This window comes from Colwellia sp. BRX8-9, from assembly GCF_014077245.1.
GTDB lineage: Bacteria > Pseudomonadota > Gammaproteobacteria > Enterobacterales > Alteromonadaceae > Colwellia_A.
Window position 1 is genome coordinate 144,813 of record NZ_JACGVN010000001.1, and the last position, 18,964, is coordinate 163,776.

Sequence of the window (18,964 nt, forward strand, 5' to 3'; positions counted from 1 at the left end):
GTTATACCTTATAGAAAGCGAGAGCTTTTAACCTAGCTTCTTTATGGTCAACAACTGGTGGCCAATAAATATTTTTTTTGTTTTTTTCTATAAACAAATGCGGAAAGTGAATGTTTTTATCTGGAACACTTCCCAACTCTGGTAAATACTTACGGATGAAAATGCCTTTTGGATCAAAACGTTCACTTTGTCTTATCGGGTTGAAAATTCTAAAGTATGGCTGTGCATCACAACCCGTACTTGCTGCCCATTGCCAGCCACCATTATTAGAGGCTAAATCACCATCGATTAGCTGACTCATAAAATACTTTTCACCAAGACGCCAGTCGATTAATAGATGCTTAGTCAAGAAACTTGCGACAACCATACGAAGTCGATTATGCATCCAACCCGTTTGATTGAGTTGTCTCATGGCGGCATCTACTAGCGGATATCCTGTTTTACCCTGACACCAAGCATCAAACAAACCTTTATCATAATGCCAATTAACGCCTTGGTACTTCTCATTAAAGCACTGGTGTTTAGAAAGCCTTTGTTCATGAAACATTAAATTTCTATAAAATTCACGCCATATGATTTCATTTAACCATGAAAATTCTTGACTATCTGAAGCGATTAATATGTCTGGGTAGGCGTTAATTAAAGTTCTTAATATATACCTGGGACTAATGACACCAGCAGCTAAATAAGGTGACAACCCCGAGGTGCCCTTAATGGAAGGGATATCTCTTTGATCGTGATAATCAGATATTTTTTCATTAAAGAAAGTAGGAAGTACATGTTTTTCAATGTCACCAACCAGTGGCCAACCAGAAGATATACTTGCATCAGAAAGAGTATCTGCTGATGATACTTTAGCGGTACTAGTTTCTATTTTACCTAGATAATCAAAGCTATGTTGCTTAACATAAGTCAACCAGGCACGTTTAAAAGGAGTAAAAACCTTATACATCTGGTTAGATAAATTAAGAACTTTTCCCTTAGGCACAATAACATCAGCTTCAAATAAACTGAGCTTTATACCCAGTGCAACAATAGCTTTATCACGTTTTTGTTCATTAAATTCGACTTCACTGTTGGCAACAATCTCATTGATATTTTCTTTTTCACAACGCGCTTGTAAGTATGAAACCTGATCTTCAAAAGTAGCGGCGTCAACTAATTCTAACTCAATACCAACTGACAGAAGCTCTTCGCGAAGTGCTATGGCATGGCGTTTTATAAAATCAATCTTTATAGCAGACCAATCATGCTGGTGCCATTGTTGTTCAGAGATGAAAAAAACGGCTTTAAGGGGAGCATTATCTTGATTGTTTTTTAAAAAATACTGTAATGCGGGATTATCATGACTTCTAAGATCATTGCGAAACCAAAGTAACAAATTTTATTCCTTTATCATTGACTGAAAGTAATTTTGCCCGTTTAACAAATTTTATAATCATTGCTAATGGTAAACAGCCAATGACTGATGCTTTATTTTATAAATAGTACAACATTTTATAAAATAAACATCTTGCCTTTGACTGATACTCTATTCTGTAAAGCCGATGACTTAATTAATTTGAAAAGCATTAATATGAATATCTTAACCTTAGTGCATCAGGATAAGGTGCTAAATAAGATTGATTTGTTAAATAATCTTTAGGGTACTGTAATAGGTAATGCTTGATTAACGTTAAAGGAACAACTAATGGCACAAGTCCTTCACGATAAGCATCTATCTGATCACAAAGCTCTTGTCGTTCATTAGCTTTGAGATGCTGTGAAAAATATCCTTGAATATGGGCAAGAGTATTTGCGTGTTTTTTACGAGTCGCTTTTATTTTTAGTGCAGTCATTAGCCCTAAAATATATTCGTCAGCCATATCAGCAAGCGGCATATCCGCTCTCGCTAACAATCGACCTAAATCTTTGTAGGCAATTAAATCATGACTCATTACTGTGTACTTATATTTGCTGTGAAATGTTGTTAATTTGTGTTTAGTTAGCCCTGTAGCGATGAGGTTTTGCCAATGCTTGTAAGCAAATACACGAGCGACAAAGTTTTCACGAAGCACCATATCATTTAAGCGGCCATTTTCTTCACAAGGCAGTAGTGGGTTAGCTTCCATAATAACTTTAGCAAACGCACCTATGCCGTCAGATGGTAACGCGTGACCGCCTGGATTGTAAACTTTAACCCTTTCCATACCACAACTTGGACTTTTAGCACAAAAAATATACCCACTTAAATCTTTAGTCGCTTTAGCGACTTTTTCACCGTAAAGCTGAAGTGCTTGTGTAACATCACCACTGCCATCAGGACGAGATACATGAATGACATCGTCCTTTTTTATTAAACGAATTGTCGGCCTTGGAATCGGTAAACCTATTGCGACTTCAGGACAAAAAGATTTATACGTTACGTGATTACTAAATTCTTTTATACAAAAAGTCGAAGGTTTGTTACTGGCATCAAAGCGAACTTTCTCGCCAAGCAAACAAGCACTAATGCCAATAAGTAAATCTTCTTTGTCGACTGAGTGAATCATATTTTTCCCTAAAAATGTTAGAACATCTGCTTACCTAATAGATAAAGGAACCTATTGGATTCAGCAATTTATTAATGCCCTGTGTAAAATGCATTGCGTCATTAGCTACAGTATAACAAAGGCAGCCACTGCTTGAAATTGGATTATGAAGATGTTCACCATCAAGCATAATAAAATCACCCTTTACATATTCACCCTTTTCATCATGAAAAGAACCTTCTAATAATAACGTTAACTCAAAACCTTTGTGGGTATGTTGTGGAACAGAGCCGCTTGGCTCCATGTGCAACAAATTAGTATGAATTTCATTTTCATCAAGCTGTACACGTTTTCTTGCTAACTTACCTATATGTGCTGTTTTTCCCAACATCATATTATTCAATACGCTAGGTAATTGATAAGACTTATCTTTAAAACTGATTGTTTTAGTTTCAACCGGTTGCATAACATCAATCGCATCAGAATCTGTGATGCTATTAATCATGTCATCAAAATTTATCGCTAGAATACCTTCAGCAACTAAATCGCCACCACTGTGAGTGATATTTGTAGCTGACTCATCAAAATTCAATTCTGCTACTTGGTCAGTCAACAGTGATATTTTCTGTTGGCAAGTTGGACACATACTAGCGTGAATGGAAATACCTGCAGACAAAGAAGCGGGTAAATCACCATTAACAAACGACTGTATTAACTCAAATTTCGGGTGATGTTTAATCATGATTTTCTCCTAACTGCACTTTGAGTTTCGCTAAAGCTAAACGCAAACGAGATTTTATAGTACCTAGAGGTAGGTTTAGATGGTTCGCTAGTTGTTCTTGAGACATTTCCATAAAATAGAAACCTTTAACAACTTGCTGTTGCGCTTCTGGTAATTTTTCAATTACTGATAAAAGCTCTTTATTTTCAAGATGATCATCAAATGATTCTTCTTCACTCACTTGGCTTTCTGCTAATGGCCAAATGTCATCACTGAGGTTGTCTTCTTTGTTGCCCTTGATCTTACGTAACATGTCAAAAGTGACATTTCGCATGACTGTATAAACCCAAGTCGTAGCGGCTCCTTTGTCTTTATCAAATAAATGTGCTTTGCGCCAAACATTACTCATGGTCTCTTGAACCACTTCGCTAGCTTGAGCTTCATTAGGGAATTTACCCCGGGCAATTCGTTGAATTTTAGGTGCAAAAAATTGAAACAAATCGGTGAATGCTTTTTTATCTCTTGTGCATGCTACGTCGTTAAGCCACTGACAAAGCTGAGGATGATTAATTTTTTCTGTCATGTTACTAGATTTAACACTTGTCACTGTGCTTAGCAAGTTAGTTTGCATCACTTCTATCACCGCTTTTATTATATTTAGATGCTTATACGGTTACAAATGAATAAAGATCACTAATTAATTAATATATTTATATTTATTTATCTATAACAGATTGAACCAATTCTTTTGCTGCTTGAAAATCATGGTTTATAACAAATGTGGCTTTTATGTCTAAATCTATTGGTAGCAACTCTAGCCATCTTGCAATAACCCAGCTTGGACGAGTGATTTCTTTTTGCTGATATAAATCATCTAAGTCCGGATTGTTCGTGAATACGTTTGCTAAAGACTCTGACAACTCAGAGAGTGAAGTATCGACTGAAGATTGTGACCAATGTTGAATTTGCTTTACATCACCAAAATACAATTTATCGCTATCCAAGGTTAACGTATTAATTTCTACTAATGATTTACATTTAACATCAATTTCTAATATTCCGTCATCTCCTTGATCAAAATTAATAATTTCGACCCAGCTTCCCCACAATGAATTTGAAATATCATTGTTGCTATTCTTCGACCATATAATGAAGCCACCATTTTTAGAAGCAATACCCACCATTTTTAAATAGCGCGGTTCAAATATTCTTAATTTGGTAACTCCCTCAGGCAGAAGGAATATAGGCAAAGGAAAAACAGGTAGATTGATTGTAGTTATTTTCATATATTTATTACTTCTATTATCTTATTAATATATACGTGCATGGACAAAAAACGATCAAAATTATATAAAAAATCATTTAAGCCGGGGCTAAAACATCTATATAAGTAACCTATGAATCAAAGGTAAACTACATTTAGTCAGGCCACTATGCTTGAATCAAAGCCGATAGATATTAATTGTTCATTACTATCGTTATTGTTTGTTATACGTTAAAAAACAAGCAATCGATCACATAAAGATAAGTAACAGGCAAAAAAAAGCCCCATAGGCTGGGGCGTAAAAATATGCATATAAATAGGTTATGCATTAAAGGGTAAAACTATGTCTTAGTCAGAGTCACTATGTCATGTCGATAAAGATTAACTGTTATCGTGTTGTTTAGTTATACGTTATTGGCCAGATAATCGATCACTTAAAAGTAAATAATAAGCAAAAAAAAGCCCCATAGGCTGGGGCATAAAAATATGCATATAAATAGGTTATGCATTAAAAGGTAAAACTATGTCTTAGTCAGAGTTACTATGTCCTGTCGATAAAGATTAACCGTTATCGTCATGTTCAGTTATACGTTAATGGCCAGCACATAGCCGATCACTTAAAAGTAAATAATAAGCAAAAAAAAGCCCCATAGGCTGGGGCGTAAAAATATGCATATAAATAGGTTATGCATTAAAAGGTAAAACTATGTCTTAGTCAGAGTTACTGTGTCCTGTCGATAAAGATTAACTGTTATCGCCATGTTTAGTTATACGTTAATGGCCACATAGCCGATCACTTAAAAGTAAATAATAAGTAAAAAAAAGCCCCATAAGCTGGGGCATAAAAATATGCATATAAATAGGTTATGCATTAAAAGGTAAAACTATGTCTTAGTCAGAGTTACTATGTCCTGTCGATAAAGATTAACTGTTATCGTCATGTTCAGTTATACGTTAATGGCCAGATAATCGATCACTTAAAAGTAAATAATAAGCAAAAAAAAGCCCCATAGGCAGGGGCATAATATCAACTAATTAGAAAATGTAATACGAGCTATTAATCAAGAATTACGGTATCGATACCAACAGATATTTTGGTGTTAGATAATATTGCATCTATTCCTGTAGCCTGAAGTCCTGCGACTAATGTACTAAAACTGCCATTACTAATAGCAGCATCAACAATGGTTATTTTTTCTTTTTCTGGCTCTGTTGCTTTATCATCATTACAAGCTTGTAGAAAAAACATACTTATAATGGTTACTGTTAATACTTTAAAATATTTCACTTGGCTTCCCTTATACGTTTATTAAGTTAATTTCATTTCAAATTACGCATAAAAAAGACAAAGTTCACAATATTTTGATAAAATATTAAAACAATTTTGAATGATCTTATAAGATTAATACTACGTATTAATTTAGTTATTCTAATCATTGGATGTACCTATGAATTATCTTATTACCGGTGGAACTGGCCTCATTGGCCAAGCATTGATTAAATCTATAAATACGGACAAAAACACGATTACGGTGTTAACTCGAAATATTAAATCTGCGAGTTCAGTCATAAACAAAAAAGTCCGGTTTATTGATAAACTCTTACTTACCAACATAGAAAGCACTGATATTGTTATTAATTTAGCCGGCGAGCCTATTGCTGATAAGCGTTGGTCACAAGAGCAAAAAAATAGAATTTGTCAAAGCAGATGGGATATTACTGAAGAAATAGCACAGTTAATTTCTATCGCAGAAAAACCACCAAGTTTGCTTATTTCTGGCAGTGCAATTGGTATATATGGTCGACAAAACAGTCAAGCCATTGATGAAACCTTTAAAGATTTTCATCAAGAATTTACTCATGAAGTCTGTGCAAAGTGGGAAGAAAAAGCGTTACTTGCTTGTTCAGTAAATACTAGGGTTGCTCTATTACGTACCGGGATAGTATTAGATAAGAGTTCTGGTGCCTTAGCTAAAATGTTATTACCGTTCAAATTAGGTGTTGGCGGGAAGATCAGTAAGGGCGATCAAGTTATGTCTTGGGTGCACATTGACGATATGGTCTCTGCAATATTACATATAATTGATAATGACAACTTGTCAGGACCAGTAAACATGACATCTCCTAATGCGGTAACCAATGAAGTATTTTCAAAAGCTTTATCAAAATCACTTCATCGTCCTAGCCTTTTCACTACGCCAGCCCCACTACTTAAACTTATCTTTGGTGAAATGGCAGAGTTGTTGCTGTATGGACAAAATGTGGTACCACAAAAACTATTAAATAGCGGTTTCGTTTTTAAACATAATAAAATTGAAGCCGCTTTAACTGACCTACTACAATAACTTAATTAGACTGACAGCTTTGATTTGTTGTTTCCTTATCAAAAAACAATGTTATTTCAGCAACCTGAACACCAAATTTAGACATAGCAGTTTTGTTAAAGACCTTATTTTCATCTAACTGATACATCCAATCATCCATAGCAACTTCCATTATGTCACCATCAAGGTTTAACGATAATGTATATTGAAACTGAAAAGCAAAACCTTGATGCTTGCCAATAGCCTCACCGACAACATCTTCTGCACCGCCGACATAACTTCCATCAGATAGTTTAGTCAATTGCCAATTACGGTAGCTTATTTCACCGTCATCAAAGTAAAACTTTTCTGCAAGTACACCCTGATCTTCTTGCCAACTTCCTTCAATTTCGACACAAAAACGTCTTTTAACTTCATTGGTATAATCTTGAACTATTCCCCAAGCAATAACCTTACCATCAAAGTAAGATTTTATATCAAATGGCTTAGCTACTGGTTTGTATTCCTCTAACTCTACCGAACAGCTAGAAATAAATAAGCTTGTGGTAATAAAAGCTAGAGTTCTTATATATTTATTCATCTTTGTTAATTCCTAATAATTCAAGCCTAAGCTTAGGTTCACTGGTATTTTTTGATAACCATATATCGAGAAAAAGTTGACTAAATTCTTGCTGTTCAATTTCACCAATAAGATCGTTATTAAAATAAAAAGTACTCTTATTATTACTGACATATAAAGACAAGCTATCGCCCTCTTTAATATCAGGCCATATTTTTTCAAGCATAGGTACATAGCTTTCAAAGTTTTCTCTTGGTACACCTAAATGCTGCCATTGCTCGACTGTACGTTCAATTAAGTCTTTACTTGAAATGTCAGTCAAATAGTTAATCTGGTATAACAATTTTTCATCCGTTAACTCAATAGGATATTTTCCAGAAGTTGTCAGTAATTTACTTTTGTACAGGTCCCAAAAAAGCACAGAAAAAGTTGTTTGACCAACAGGTATATAAACCTGCTCTGTAAGAATATTATTTAATGTGTCTGGCTTGATATCATCAGTTGCTAACACTTGAACGGTAATAAATTGTTGTAACATGGTGATAACGATCAATCGAGCATAAAATTTAAGCATTATTTACCTCTTGGGTAATAATTTTTGATTTCAAATAAAAAAACAAAATAAACAATGTCCCCCATACCAACGCTAAAAGGGTATAAGTTGTAAGCATAGAATAACCAAAATCAACCGCTGATAATTTATAACCAGCAATATAACTTAATGGTGATATTAATCCTCCTATCACTAATTGAAGGACCTTAGAAGAAGCTAAAAATTGTAAGCTATGACAAATGGTGGCGGCAAAACTAGCCCACAACATCATCAGCCAAAAAGGAATATGAGCTTTTTCAATAAAAATGAAAATATTGAGTTGCTGTAATAATGAATCAACACCAATACCAATGACGCTGACCAACAAGATTAACAACAATTCTTTATAATTCTTAGATTGAAAAAACAAGTGGGCAAGTAGAAGCATAAAGGCGAATGGAATAAAATTATTACCCCAATAAACCAAGCCAAACCATGAAACATTAAAACCAATTAAATTAATCAACATATATTTATCAAATCAACCTTTTTTTCTATATACGTATCAATAAGAGAATAAGATCTATCCACTTAGGTTTAGCACAACTTATATGGAATATTTGTTCTTGTATAAGCTAGCGGTACTAACATTGCTAAAATTAAACGGAAATACATTTTTGCTTTGATAGTATAAGTTTTATATCGCATAAGTAACATTGTAAAACCTATGATGATTACACTAGAGGTTATTAGCGTTGCAATGTTCTGTGCTAACAGTTTAGAGAGCGGCACCTACAAAAGCCAATAGGGTAAAAATGCCCGTTAGCAAAGTAAAAGTATCGCTATATACTTTATACCCAAAGATCATTCTGAGCGGTAAGCTCTCCTGGTGAATCTCCGGTATTAACGACACCACAAGGTTCTATAAGCATTATTTTACATTCATCTTTTGCATGAGGTTTATGTTCAACGCCTTTTGGCACAACATACATTTCACCCGCAAGAAGGTCCACTTTGCCATCCCTAAACTCAATACTCATAGCACCTTCTATAACAAGAAAAACTTCGTCGGTGTCTGGATGCGAGTGCCAAGTAAATTCATTTTGAATTTTAGCCAATTTAAATTGATAGTCATTCATTTGGGCAACCACTCTTGGTGACCATTGATCAGAAAAATGAGTGAACTTATTCAATAAATTTATCGGTGTTTTTAACATGAGATTCCTTAAAGGGAGAGTGATTTTTAATGTCCACTGAGCGATAGCGTAAAGCGCCCTTAATTGTCTAAAACGCTACACTGTAACTGTACCCGTTAAGTACTGCACCGCTTTACCTGAGATATAAACTTTATCTCCTTCTATGCGGCACATCAGTTTTCCTCCTCGCTTAGAAGCTTGGTAAGCGATGAGGTCGATTTTGTTTAACTTTTTAGACCCTGATATGGGAGTGTTAGTCTAAGTTTAGGTTTTCAACTTAACAATAACGCTACACTGTAATTGTACCCGTTAAGTATTGCACCGCTTTACCTGAAATATAAACTTTATCTCCTTCTATGCGGCACATCAGTTTTCCTCCTCGCTTAGAAGCTTGGTAAGCGATGAGGTCGGGGTTGTTTAACTTTTTAGACCCTGATATGGGAGTGTTAATCTAAGTTTTCCACTGAACAATAACACTACACTGTAATTGTACCCGTTAAGTACTGCACCGCTTTACCTGAGATATAAACTTTATCTCCTTCTATGCGGCACATCAGTTTTCCTCCTCGCTTAGAGGCTTGGTAAGCGATAAGGTCGGTTTTGTTTAACTTTTTAGACCAATAAGGCATTAATCCAGTATGAATAGAACCCGTTACTGGGTCTTCATCACCACCATTTGCAGGCCAAAAGTAACGAGAGACAAAATCAAACTCTGTTGATGTCGATGTCGATGTCACAACTACATCATAAGGAGCAAGCTGCTTTAATTCGTCACTATTGGCTATAACAGCGAGCACATCACTTTCATTTTTGTAAATAACAAAATACGCTTGGTCATTTAATAAAACGTCGATGGGATTAATCGACAAACCATTTAATAGCGCCTCAGGAATTTCATTTACGACAGCGGGCTCTTTATTAGGAAAACACATCTGTATAAGGCCATCGGGGGTTTTTGTAACTGACAGATCGCCCACGGCCTTTGCGAAAAAGTTAATTTCTTTAATTGTGTTATCTTTAGCAAAAATAACGAATGAAGCAGCTAGCGTGGCATGCCCACAGAAATCAATTTCGGTTATCGGTGAAAACCAACGTATTTCATACGTTTGATTATTAATTTGTTTAACAAAGGCAGTTTCTGAAAGGTTATTTTCGATAGCAATAGACTGCATAAGCTCTGTAGTCAGCCAGTCTGAGGTTATAATGACAGCCGCGGGGTTGCCTTTAAACGTCTCATCAGTGAATGCATCTATAACATTTATCTGTAGTTCCATTAAAAATAATACTCCAGTGTGATCAATTTTTCAGTGTTTTTTTATCAATAATTGAGGCTTATTGAATAAAGCGATGGTTGCTGTTCTCGTTGGGTTCTCTCTGTTTACAACGTGCGCAGTATAGTACTGCGCACTTAATTTTATATGCTAAAAATTTTAGCGTTATGCGTTTTTATTACACATCTAAAAACTAACTGTATTGATATCAACTTCTTTTACCTTACCGTATTTTTTTGCTTTTTCACCAATGATGTCAGCCTTACCTATAATGACTAGCTGTAAGTTTTCTCTTGGAAAAACAGTTTTAACAATCTCATTTGCTTTGATGACATTTAGCGCATCAACATTTTTTTGAAAATCGTTAATAAAAGTATTATCAAGCTGTTGAACCCACATAGTAGCCAGTAAACCAGCCAGTTGGCGGCTTGTTTCATATTTTGGAGGGAATTGCCCTTTAACATAAGCTTTAGCAGATTCTAAGGTATCTTTATCAATACCCTGCTCCCATAACCTGTCATAGGTTTTTAGCGCTAAATCGATGGCTTCAAAGGTTGTTTCATTTTTAGTGAAAGTAGATATAACAAACGTACCCGCGGTTGAGTAGCTATTGAATTGACTTCTCGCACCATATGTTAAACCCGAATTAACACGTAATGCGTCATTTAACCACGAGGTAAATCTACCACCCAATATAGTATTGATCACTTTGATGGCAACCATATCAGGATGATTAGACGCTATCCCTTTACCACCTATGATAAAAGTACTTTCGTTAGCATCACTTTTATTAACAACCAATACGTTTGATTCTTCAGGAGCTTTAAAGCTCTTTAAATTAGGTGCACTTATATTTTTAGTTTGCCAGTCTGAAAATAAATCATTAATCTTTTTTTCCATACTTTTGCTATTAAAGTCGCCAACAACTATAAGTGCACTATTATTTGCTGAGTAGAACGCCTGGTAAAAAGTTTTTATTTGTTTAAGAGAAAGCTTTTCGATAGTTGAAATATTGCCATCAACAGGGTTTCCTAATAAATGTTGTTGAAAATATAGCTGGTTAAATGCACCACCGATAATTCGCCCGGGTTGCTCCCTACTTTGTTTTAGGTTTTCAAGGTAACGTTTTTTCTCTTTAATAAATTCTTCATTTTCAAAGCTCGGCGCTAATAAAATATCTCTAAATACTGGCAACAATCCATCAATATCTTTACTGGCAATAGATAAGCTTAACGTAGATGACTCCATACCAACGTTGTTGCTAAAGTTAGCCCCATGAAAATCAAATAAATCTTCAATTTCTTTTTTTGATAATTTATTACTGCCAAAACCAAGCGCAGTACCCGTAAAGTTCGCTAAGCCATAATTGTCACCGTCATTAACTGCGCCAGCTTTAGTCACCACTTTAATATCGACTAAAGGGACTTCATGTTGTTCCATCAAATAAACGGTTAAGCCATTTTTCAATGTCAGCTTTTGATAATCGGGTAAAGTAAATTCAGCGAATACTGGATGACTTAATATCATGATAAAGCTGCAAATAAATAAAAGGGAATGTTTCATCTATAAATCTCCTTCGCTGCTGTCTTGTTCAGCAGCTAAAATGCCAACCGTGCGGTTCGACTTTATTAAATAGGTACTCGCGACACGCTTAATGTCTTCAACTGACACTTTGTTCATGTCTGAAATTGCTGTAAACATTTTTGAATAATCATCAAAAAATAACGCATATGTCCCTAACGTATTTGCTTTACCATTGATTGTGGAAAGCGTGCGATAAAAATCTACCTGAGCAATATTTTTGGTTTTGGTGAGCTCATGCTCAGTAACGCTATTAACAATAATATTATTAATTTCTGCCACCATCGCTTGCTCAAGCACACTCGCTTTTACCGTACTGGTCGCGGTAGCGAAAACATAGAATAGATTGGGATCAAATGAATCCGGCATATAAGTAAAAACGCTTGTTGCTATTTGTTTATCATCAACCAGACTTCTAGACAAACGAGAACTTTGGCCATCACCCAAAATAGAGGCAAGCATTTTCAATGGATAATAATCTGCATGGCGAGTTTCTGGTACGTGAAAAGCAAATAATACATTGGCAGAAGTTGAAGATTCCTTTTGCACGTATGTTCGACGCTCACCGAGTTGCTTAGGCTCAACGGTATGTACTTTTCTTGGGCTTGATTGTGCGCTGATCGGTGCAAAATGTTTATTTGCGAGTTTTTTTACTTGCGCTAAGGTGACATCACCACTAATAACCACAACAGCATTGTTCGGTGCATAATACGTTTTGTGGTAGGCCTTGAGATCTTCAATCGACCAATTATCTATGTCTGACTGATGACCGATAACCCCCCAACTGTAAGGATGTGCTCGAAAAGCGACGCCTTTTACTTCTTCATGCAGTTTACTGAAATTTGAATTTTCTAACCGAGTTGATCTTTCAGAGGTCACTACGCCACGTTCACTTTCTACCATAGCTTCATCAATAGCGAGGTTTTCAATACGATCGGCTTCTAAACTGAAAATTGTTTCTATTGCACTAACCGGGAACCAATTAGTATAAGCGGTAATGTTTTCCGAAGTGTAAGCGTTATTAGCTCCGCCGGCAGCTTCCATTACACGGTCAAACTGTTTAGGGCCGTATTTTTTTGCACCATTAAACATCATGTGTTCAAAAAAATGTGAAAGCCCCGTTATGCCAGGATATTCATTTCTAGAGCCTACTTTCCAGAATAAATACATGTTGGCATTAGGGATAGAATGGTCTTCTAATACGATGATGGTCATACCGTTGTCTAAGGTAAAAGACTTAACATCTTCAAGCGTAGTTAAGGCACTTGCAGACAAGCTTACCAAAGCACAACAAAGTGCTAGGATTAATTTTTTCATGTTATTTTCACTATAAACTTTAATTGTCATTGATTGTATTGAGAAAAAATAAATGTGCAAGCAACAAAGACGCGTCAAACGAAATTTGTTAATAAAATGTTGATTTTTACATTGATGATGACAGATTGATGTCATTTACTGATAAAATTAGCATCAAAAAGATAACTGATATAGCGATTAATTTTAATGAAATATTCCCTTAAGAAAGTAAAAAACCGCTAATCTTTCAATGAGCGGTTTTTCTAGTTTGACGAGATAATGTAGATACGGATTTAATTGCGCTGTATTATTTTTCTTTAAAGTAAATGCCAGCGCTTTATTTTACTGTAAGCAACACTTTTTATATTTTTTGCCACTACCACAAGGACATGGATCGTTGCGTCCAGCCATAGCTAATGAACTCACCGGTACGCTGTTCTCTAAAATTGTTTTTTCGTCATAAAGGATATTAGCTAATAAACCACCTTCAGCCATTAACGACTCAAATATATCATGGTCTTCACTTGGAAGTGTGTCGATTAGTTCATCTTCAGAGTCATCATCAATCCATGCCTTTAACGTATCAACGACACTAAACTCTGCCTGAATAATACCAGACTCTATCAGCTTAGGTGCATCTCCCCTGTGCCAGGCCTTTACCTCAGATTTTTTAAAGCGGTCTTCGTCAAATAAGTCTTTATCACATAATTCTACAAACTGATGTTTGAAATTATCAAGTTGATATTCAATACAAGAATCGGCTAATGCACTCATTAAAAAACTACTGATTGGATTAGGTAAAGCCAAAAAGGCTGCTAGCCAGCGAGTTACATGTTCACTTAATTCCGTCTTATCAATGACACCCACTTCGTATTGAGCAAACACCGCTTCAATAGCAGAAGCTTTGCAGTACATCGCTTGATGACCATCAACAATGTAATCAGACAATACTTGTGTATTACCATCTGCCACATTATAAAATAAGGTTGGCGTTAATTCAGTAAGAGCATCTCCAAACACCCCTTCAAGGGGAGTTAAAAAGGAATCACTGCGCGAGAATAACTGCAGACATTTTGACAACGCGGGAACATATTTTAATTCTGCTAGTAATAAGGTGCCGAAAAATAAAATCGCCTGTTGCTCATCGGTAAGCGAAGTATCATCGGTAATAAATTGATCGATGAGTCGCTCTAAATCAGGATAAAACACTGACCAATTCATTTTAACTGCTTCTAGCGCTTCAACAGGTAGTTCGTTGCCATGTGCAGTAGCGATTACCAATAAAGCTTGTTCTAAATTCATGTAAGTTCCGCGTTAAATAATCAATAATGGGTGGCAAATGCCAAATGTTACATAATAAACACTTCCTATTGCCGTTACCAATGAAAGCACTAGATCTAATCAAATTTTCATTTAATATTTCAAATAGATCTAGTTTTGTTGCAACGAGCTATTATTTTTCGTCTAGTTGCTTACTGAGTTCACTTCGCCAATAGCCTTGTTGACCAAGCGCTTGCCAAGCCCATTTTATCCAACTTAAAAAAGCAAAACTCAGCCAAATAACCCAAACCAACATAATACCTTTATAAAAAATGGTTGAGATACTCACCACAGATACTTGGGGTAACAAACCACTCGATTTATCTGAAAACCATTGCAGGTGGTTACCGTATGAATAATTACCTTCAATACCCATACTAGGCGAACTCAACAGGCTGGCCGGAACCACAAGTAAAAGCGACACGATGGCGACAATTGATAACAGATATAATAAAACCTGCGATGCATTATATGAAAGTCGATTAATATTTTTTGGTCGATAAGTACTAGCAGTGATAGCAGCAAACCACAGCGCCATTAGCATCAACACTCCCCAATTACTTAAACTTAAGCCAAAGCCTAAGATTATCCAGCTCACGGTATTTAAGGGTGAAAAATTCACTCTTGAGACGAGTAAAGCTAATAAAATAAAAGCTAACAACTCACCCCAATAAAGTACCGCTGGCCCCAGTAGAGGACCTTTAGCAGAAAGTATCCAGCGCTGATTACTCAAATTAATAATACTGGTAATATTACTTATTGGCGCATTTAAGTTTATTTTTGGCGCAGAGAACAACAATTCTTCTTCAACACTGGCACGCATCAGTATCTGGACATTATGTTTACCAGGCAGTACTGGAATTGCCAGTTTATCGTCTTCTAATTGAAGGTTAATCAGTTTGTTATCCGTTCTAATTTCTTTTAACTGATAACTTAGCGGCAATTCAATAATATGCTCGCCACCACGTGTACTTCGATAATCAAAAGATAAACTTAACGTTGAAGTACGGGTGCCTTGCTCAATGGTGTAATTTACTGAATCTATGGCTAACACGTCACCTTTTACTGGAACAGGTCGGGTAATGGTGAGATCTAGGCTTTCTCCGGGATATGGATAGAAAGAGTAACGATAATAATCATTATTGTCTTGGTCTTCTAGAATTATTGGTAATCCAGAAAGATTTGCATGCCACGCAGGACTAACAATCACTCGCCATAGCTCAATTAACGGCTGTTCAGGCTTAGCGTGCAAACGAAGGTCTTGCTGTTGAGCAACGATAGAAGTCCAGGTAAAAAAGTTAACTCCAGCGGGTAAAGTAACTACCACTTGATTATCTTCAACAATAACCTCTGCGCTGGTAATATTTTCACCGGCTATTAAAGGAACCTTAATATTTATTGAACCGCTATTCGGCGCTATTCGTTCAACCTTAGTGCGTATCGTCCATAATTGGTCAACAGTCAGTTCTCTGGTCACTTTAACAAAGGGCTGTGTACTATAACGAGTTGAAATTTGCTGATTTTCATTTTCCTTTTTATCGGTATTGGTAGCTAAAAAGGCCAAGGTATTGCCAGTTAACCGGTCAGCTTGACGACCAACAATTTGCCAAGCGGCTGAAGAGGATGTATTAACATGCTTAGGCTTATCTTTAAATTCAAGTTGGAATTCATCAACGGGAGCCACCTGCCCCCGCAAGGTGATGGTAGATAATCCTTGGGCAATAGGAATATATATCCAACCTTTATAGTTAACTAAGCTTTCAATTTTATTTTCAACTGAAGTCTCACCTAGTAATAATTTTTCTGGTCGCCAAAATTCAGACTTGGGTAAAGCTAACGCAGTAGCAGTATTAGCATGAACAGATAACACCAAGGTTAATTCTTTCTCATCAATGCTAACGTGTAATCTATTGATAGCAACACAATCAGGCACGCACGATGGCGCTTCTGTCAGCCTTACCTTAAGCTCATCTAAGAGTTTTTGACTGGGGAAGTCGGCGGCTTCAACATTAGGTATATAACTCGGCATTAAGAACAATAATACCAACACACTCGCGACTGCCTGAGGTTTAATTTTAGTGTATGCCTCGCTAATGACTTCTTTTAATATTAAAAACAGCCAAATCAAGGTCAACAATATACCCAGTATCTTAATGAACCTATAGATGGTTTTTGATAAAACAATCACCTCGAACGTTTGATCTTTAGCAACAGGACTATTCCAATTAATTTGATAGCTATTCCACTGCCAACTTGGAATACCAGAGCCAGCTTGCATTAACGCATCAGCTTGATAACGCTCCATCATTAATTCAGCCATTTTCACTTGACTACCTGACACTATGATTCTTTCAACAGGTGCACTCATTAGATCTGCAGAGGAGATAACATCACTGCGCTTTCTGCTCATCTGTGCTTCTTTGTTTTGTACAACTACACGCTCTCTATAACTGTCTGCACTTGATTCGCGTGACTCCAGCTGAGGGTGTATCACGGTTCGTAATTGGGTTGCAGAAAATAATAATATCGCGCCAATAGCAACCGTTATACTGATCCCCCAATAAGCCTTAACTAAGACTTTCATGCGTTCAAAGGGTTGATGCTTTTTAATAACGATTGCTAAAAGTAAATTAAGAATGGCGATCACAGGCGCGTTTATTTCTTGATATATAAAAAGCAGCATTACCGCAGTGGCAATACCTGCGGTGACATTAATCAATCGACTCGCCATTAAAGAAGATAATAAAACAATAAAACTTGCCCAAATTGACCAACTTGACCACCAACTGTTTGACACGGTATCGGCTCCAAATACGGCAAACAATTTATTGCCTGGAGGCAGATTTAGCTTCAATGATACCCGCTCAAAATCGTTGTTCCAACCGCTAACAGGTAGTTGTTTGGCTGAGTTGATAATACCTCTTGCTTCAATTTTTACCTGTGGATAACGGTTTTCGATGCCCCTTTCATTGGGCTCTTTGGTGGTAATTAATACTGAGCCATCTTGGTCTTCTGCAGACTCTAATAAATAAGGAGATTTCATACTTAAACGCCAATCATTGATCATTGCGCCATTAATATCATCATTAAAGGTGTAAGTTGAATGATCAAATGAAAGCCATAAGGTGCGTTTCAAGTTAAGTTGATTTTCTAAATGTAAGGGCTTTCCTCTATGTTGAATATCATAACGCAGTGAATCGTCGTTATTAACTAAATAACTCGGTAGCTCATACCAAGCATTGGGCATATTTGCTTGACTACTATCAACCATTTTAGCACCTTCAACTTTACCCAGTCGCAAGTTTTCATGCCCTTCAAAAACCCAAATTTCTTCTTTTGGCCAATGATGAGATTGTTCAGGTTTTTGCCACGTTAATAAAGTAGCGGGTGCATAAGCTAGCACCTTTATTTCCCAACTGCCGGGTTTCAATTTAGCGTGCAAGATACCGTCACCATCTAAAAATGAGGAAACAGGTGATTCAATGCCAATCAGTTCAAACCCTTTAGGCAGTACCTTGCCGAGTTTTACTTCTCTCATTTGACCTGACACATTGATACTAATGAAGGTTTCAAGCTTTATATAAGCGCCGTCTGCAATTCGTCTTGCAACCGTTATATCAAGAGAGTCTTGTTGCTCTTGGCTCGTTTCAAACTTTTGTAACCATAGCTCATTATTTTCTATTTTAGGAAAGGCGATGACTTGGTTATTAATTGTCATTTTAACGAAGGCGTATTGTTCAGGGATAGCGATACTTTGCGGTATTTTTGACCATTCAAATTGGCCTGCTATAACATAAGTGCCTTTGACTAATTCAATAGATGGCTTACCTTTATAACTAAATACAGGAAAGTCTTTGTTATTAACCTTCACACCAAGTGGCCAGTTATTATCATTTCCGGGTAAAGGGATGATACTTTTCGTTAATACCTGCCATGATTGTTTAAACGTTGCTGAACTGTCTGTTACATTTACTGCCAGCGTACTTGGCCAAGCACAAATATGATTCTGCTTGTCAGCAAAGTTAGTGTTATTGATGAAAGGACAAGATAGGTTTTCGTGCCCTTTCAATACCCAAGACACCCATGGTGTTAAAGGCTCCGGGATAGTGTCTTTGGCAAAAAGTGAGCACGACATTAATAATAGTAGTAGGCAAGAAAAAACACTGTAGGTCAATTTTGTATTTTTCACTTATATCTCCTTGTGACGTTTTTCTTTTATTTTGCCCTTAAGCTAATGAACAAAGCAACTTACTTAGCTATTTTAATTTACACTTAGCATGAGACTGATACTTACGAGCTCAGCGTAATTATTGAAGTCGATTTTTTTTGCTAAAATATTAATGGACAAAAATCTAGTGTTTATTGCCTGGCCTTACGATTTATAAGCTCA

General features: G+C 36.2%; 16 protein-coding genes. 1 reads left to right on the forward strand and 15 read right to left on the reverse strand.

The features are described 5' to 3' along the window. Nucleotide 1 precedes the first annotated feature (1 nt). The 6 genes from phrB to H4J70_RS00755 form a co-directional block, all read right to left on the reverse strand. Complete coding sequence (gene phrB / locus H4J70_RS00730; protein ID WP_182217281.1) at nt 2-1,381, reverse strand: deoxyribodipyrimidine photo-lyase; 1,380 nt, start codon at nt 1,379-1,381, stop codon at nt 2-4. 190 nt (nt 1,382-1,571) lie between these two features. Beyond that, nucleotides 1,572-2,531, reverse strand: a complete 960-nt coding sequence (locus tag H4J70_RS00735) for a DUF523 and DUF1722 domain-containing protein (RefSeq protein ID WP_182217283.1) — start codon at nt 2,529-2,531, stop codon at nt 1,572-1,574. A gap of 34 nt (nt 2,532-2,565) precedes the next feature. Continuing rightward, nucleotides 2,566-3,252 carry a ChrR family anti-sigma-E factor gene (locus tag H4J70_RS00740; RefSeq protein WP_182250492.1) on the reverse strand — a complete coding sequence of 229 codons (687 nt, stop codon included), beginning with the start codon at nt 3,250-3,252 and terminating at the stop codon, nt 2,566-2,568. Continuing rightward, nucleotides 3,245-3,814, reverse strand: a complete 570-nt coding sequence (locus H4J70_RS00745; protein WP_404842425.1) for a sigma-70 family RNA polymerase sigma factor — start codon at nt 3,812-3,814, stop codon at nt 3,245-3,247. Before H4J70_RS00745 ends, H4J70_RS00740 begins: the two co-directional genes overlap by 8 nt. Before the next feature lie 133 nt (nt 3,815-3,947). Then, entirely contained in the window at nt 3,948-4,517 is a 570-nt protein-coding gene (locus H4J70_RS00750) for an LON peptidase substrate-binding domain-containing protein (protein ID WP_182230991.1), read from the reverse strand. Nucleotides 4,518-5,552: 1,035 nt separating this feature from the next. Continuing rightward, nucleotides 5,553-5,744 carry a hypothetical protein gene (locus H4J70_RS00755; protein ID WP_220470350.1) on the reverse strand — a complete coding sequence of 64 codons (192 nt, stop codon included), beginning with the start codon at nt 5,742-5,744 and terminating at the stop codon, nt 5,553-5,555. Nucleotides 5,745-5,943: 199 nt separating this feature from the next. Here H4J70_RS00755 and H4J70_RS00760 point away from each other — a divergent pair, with 199 nt between their 5' ends. Beyond that, nucleotides 5,944-6,840 carry a TIGR01777 family oxidoreductase gene (locus H4J70_RS00760; protein WP_182230993.1) on the forward strand — a complete coding sequence of 299 codons (897 nt, stop codon included), beginning with the start codon at nt 5,944-5,946 and terminating at the stop codon, nt 6,838-6,840. Between the two features lies 1 nt (nt 6,841). Here the strand turns inward: H4J70_RS00760 and H4J70_RS00765 are convergent, their stop codons facing one another. From H4J70_RS00765 to H4J70_RS00805, 9 genes are all read right to left on the reverse strand, one after another. Continuing rightward, nucleotides 6,842-7,399 (reverse strand): DUF3833 domain-containing protein, encoded by a 558-nt coding sequence (locus H4J70_RS00765; RefSeq protein WP_182217290.1) that lies wholly within the window; start codon nt 7,397-7,399, stop codon nt 6,842-6,844. After that, a complete protein-coding gene (locus H4J70_RS00770; protein ID WP_182217291.1) occupies nt 7,392-7,952 on the reverse strand; it encodes a chalcone isomerase family protein in 561 nt (186 codons plus the stop codon). The genes H4J70_RS00765 and H4J70_RS00770 overlap by 8 nt, the downstream gene beginning before the upstream one ends. Beyond that, complete coding sequence (locus H4J70_RS00775) at nt 7,945-8,439, reverse strand: DUF2878 domain-containing protein (RefSeq protein ID WP_182230994.1); 495 nt, start codon at nt 8,437-8,439, stop codon at nt 7,945-7,947. Before H4J70_RS00775 ends, H4J70_RS00770 begins: the two co-directional genes overlap by 8 nt. Before the next feature lie 322 nt (nt 8,440-8,761). After that, on the reverse strand, nt 8,762-9,127 hold the full coding sequence (locus tag H4J70_RS00780; RefSeq protein ID WP_182217293.1) for a cupin domain-containing protein: 366 nt from the start codon (nt 9,125-9,127) through the stop codon (nt 8,762-8,764). Between the two features lie 455 nt (nt 9,128-9,582). Further along, nucleotides 9,583-10,380: a PhzF family phenazine biosynthesis protein gene (locus H4J70_RS00785; RefSeq protein ID WP_182250493.1), complete on the reverse strand. Its 798-nt coding sequence runs from the start codon at nt 10,378-10,380 to the stop codon at nt 9,583-9,585. A gap of 183 nt (nt 10,381-10,563) precedes the next feature. Further along, entirely contained in the window at nt 10,564-11,940 is a 1,377-nt protein-coding gene (locus H4J70_RS00790) for a pitrilysin family protein (protein WP_182250494.1), read from the reverse strand. Continuing rightward, entirely contained in the window at nt 11,941-13,275 is a 1,335-nt protein-coding gene (locus tag H4J70_RS00795; protein WP_182217298.1) for a pitrilysin family protein, read from the reverse strand. It lies immediately after the preceding gene. Nucleotides 13,276-13,596: 321 nt separating this feature from the next. Further along, nucleotides 13,597-14,556 (reverse strand): DUF1186 domain-containing protein, encoded by a 960-nt coding sequence (locus H4J70_RS00800; RefSeq protein ID WP_182217300.1) that lies wholly within the window; start codon nt 14,554-14,556, stop codon nt 13,597-13,599. Between the two features lie 151 nt (nt 14,557-14,707). Next, complete coding sequence (locus H4J70_RS00805) at nt 14,708-18,763, reverse strand: hypothetical protein (protein WP_310740283.1); 4,056 nt, start codon at nt 18,761-18,763, stop codon at nt 14,708-14,710. Nucleotides 18,764-18,964: the final 201 nt, after the last annotated feature.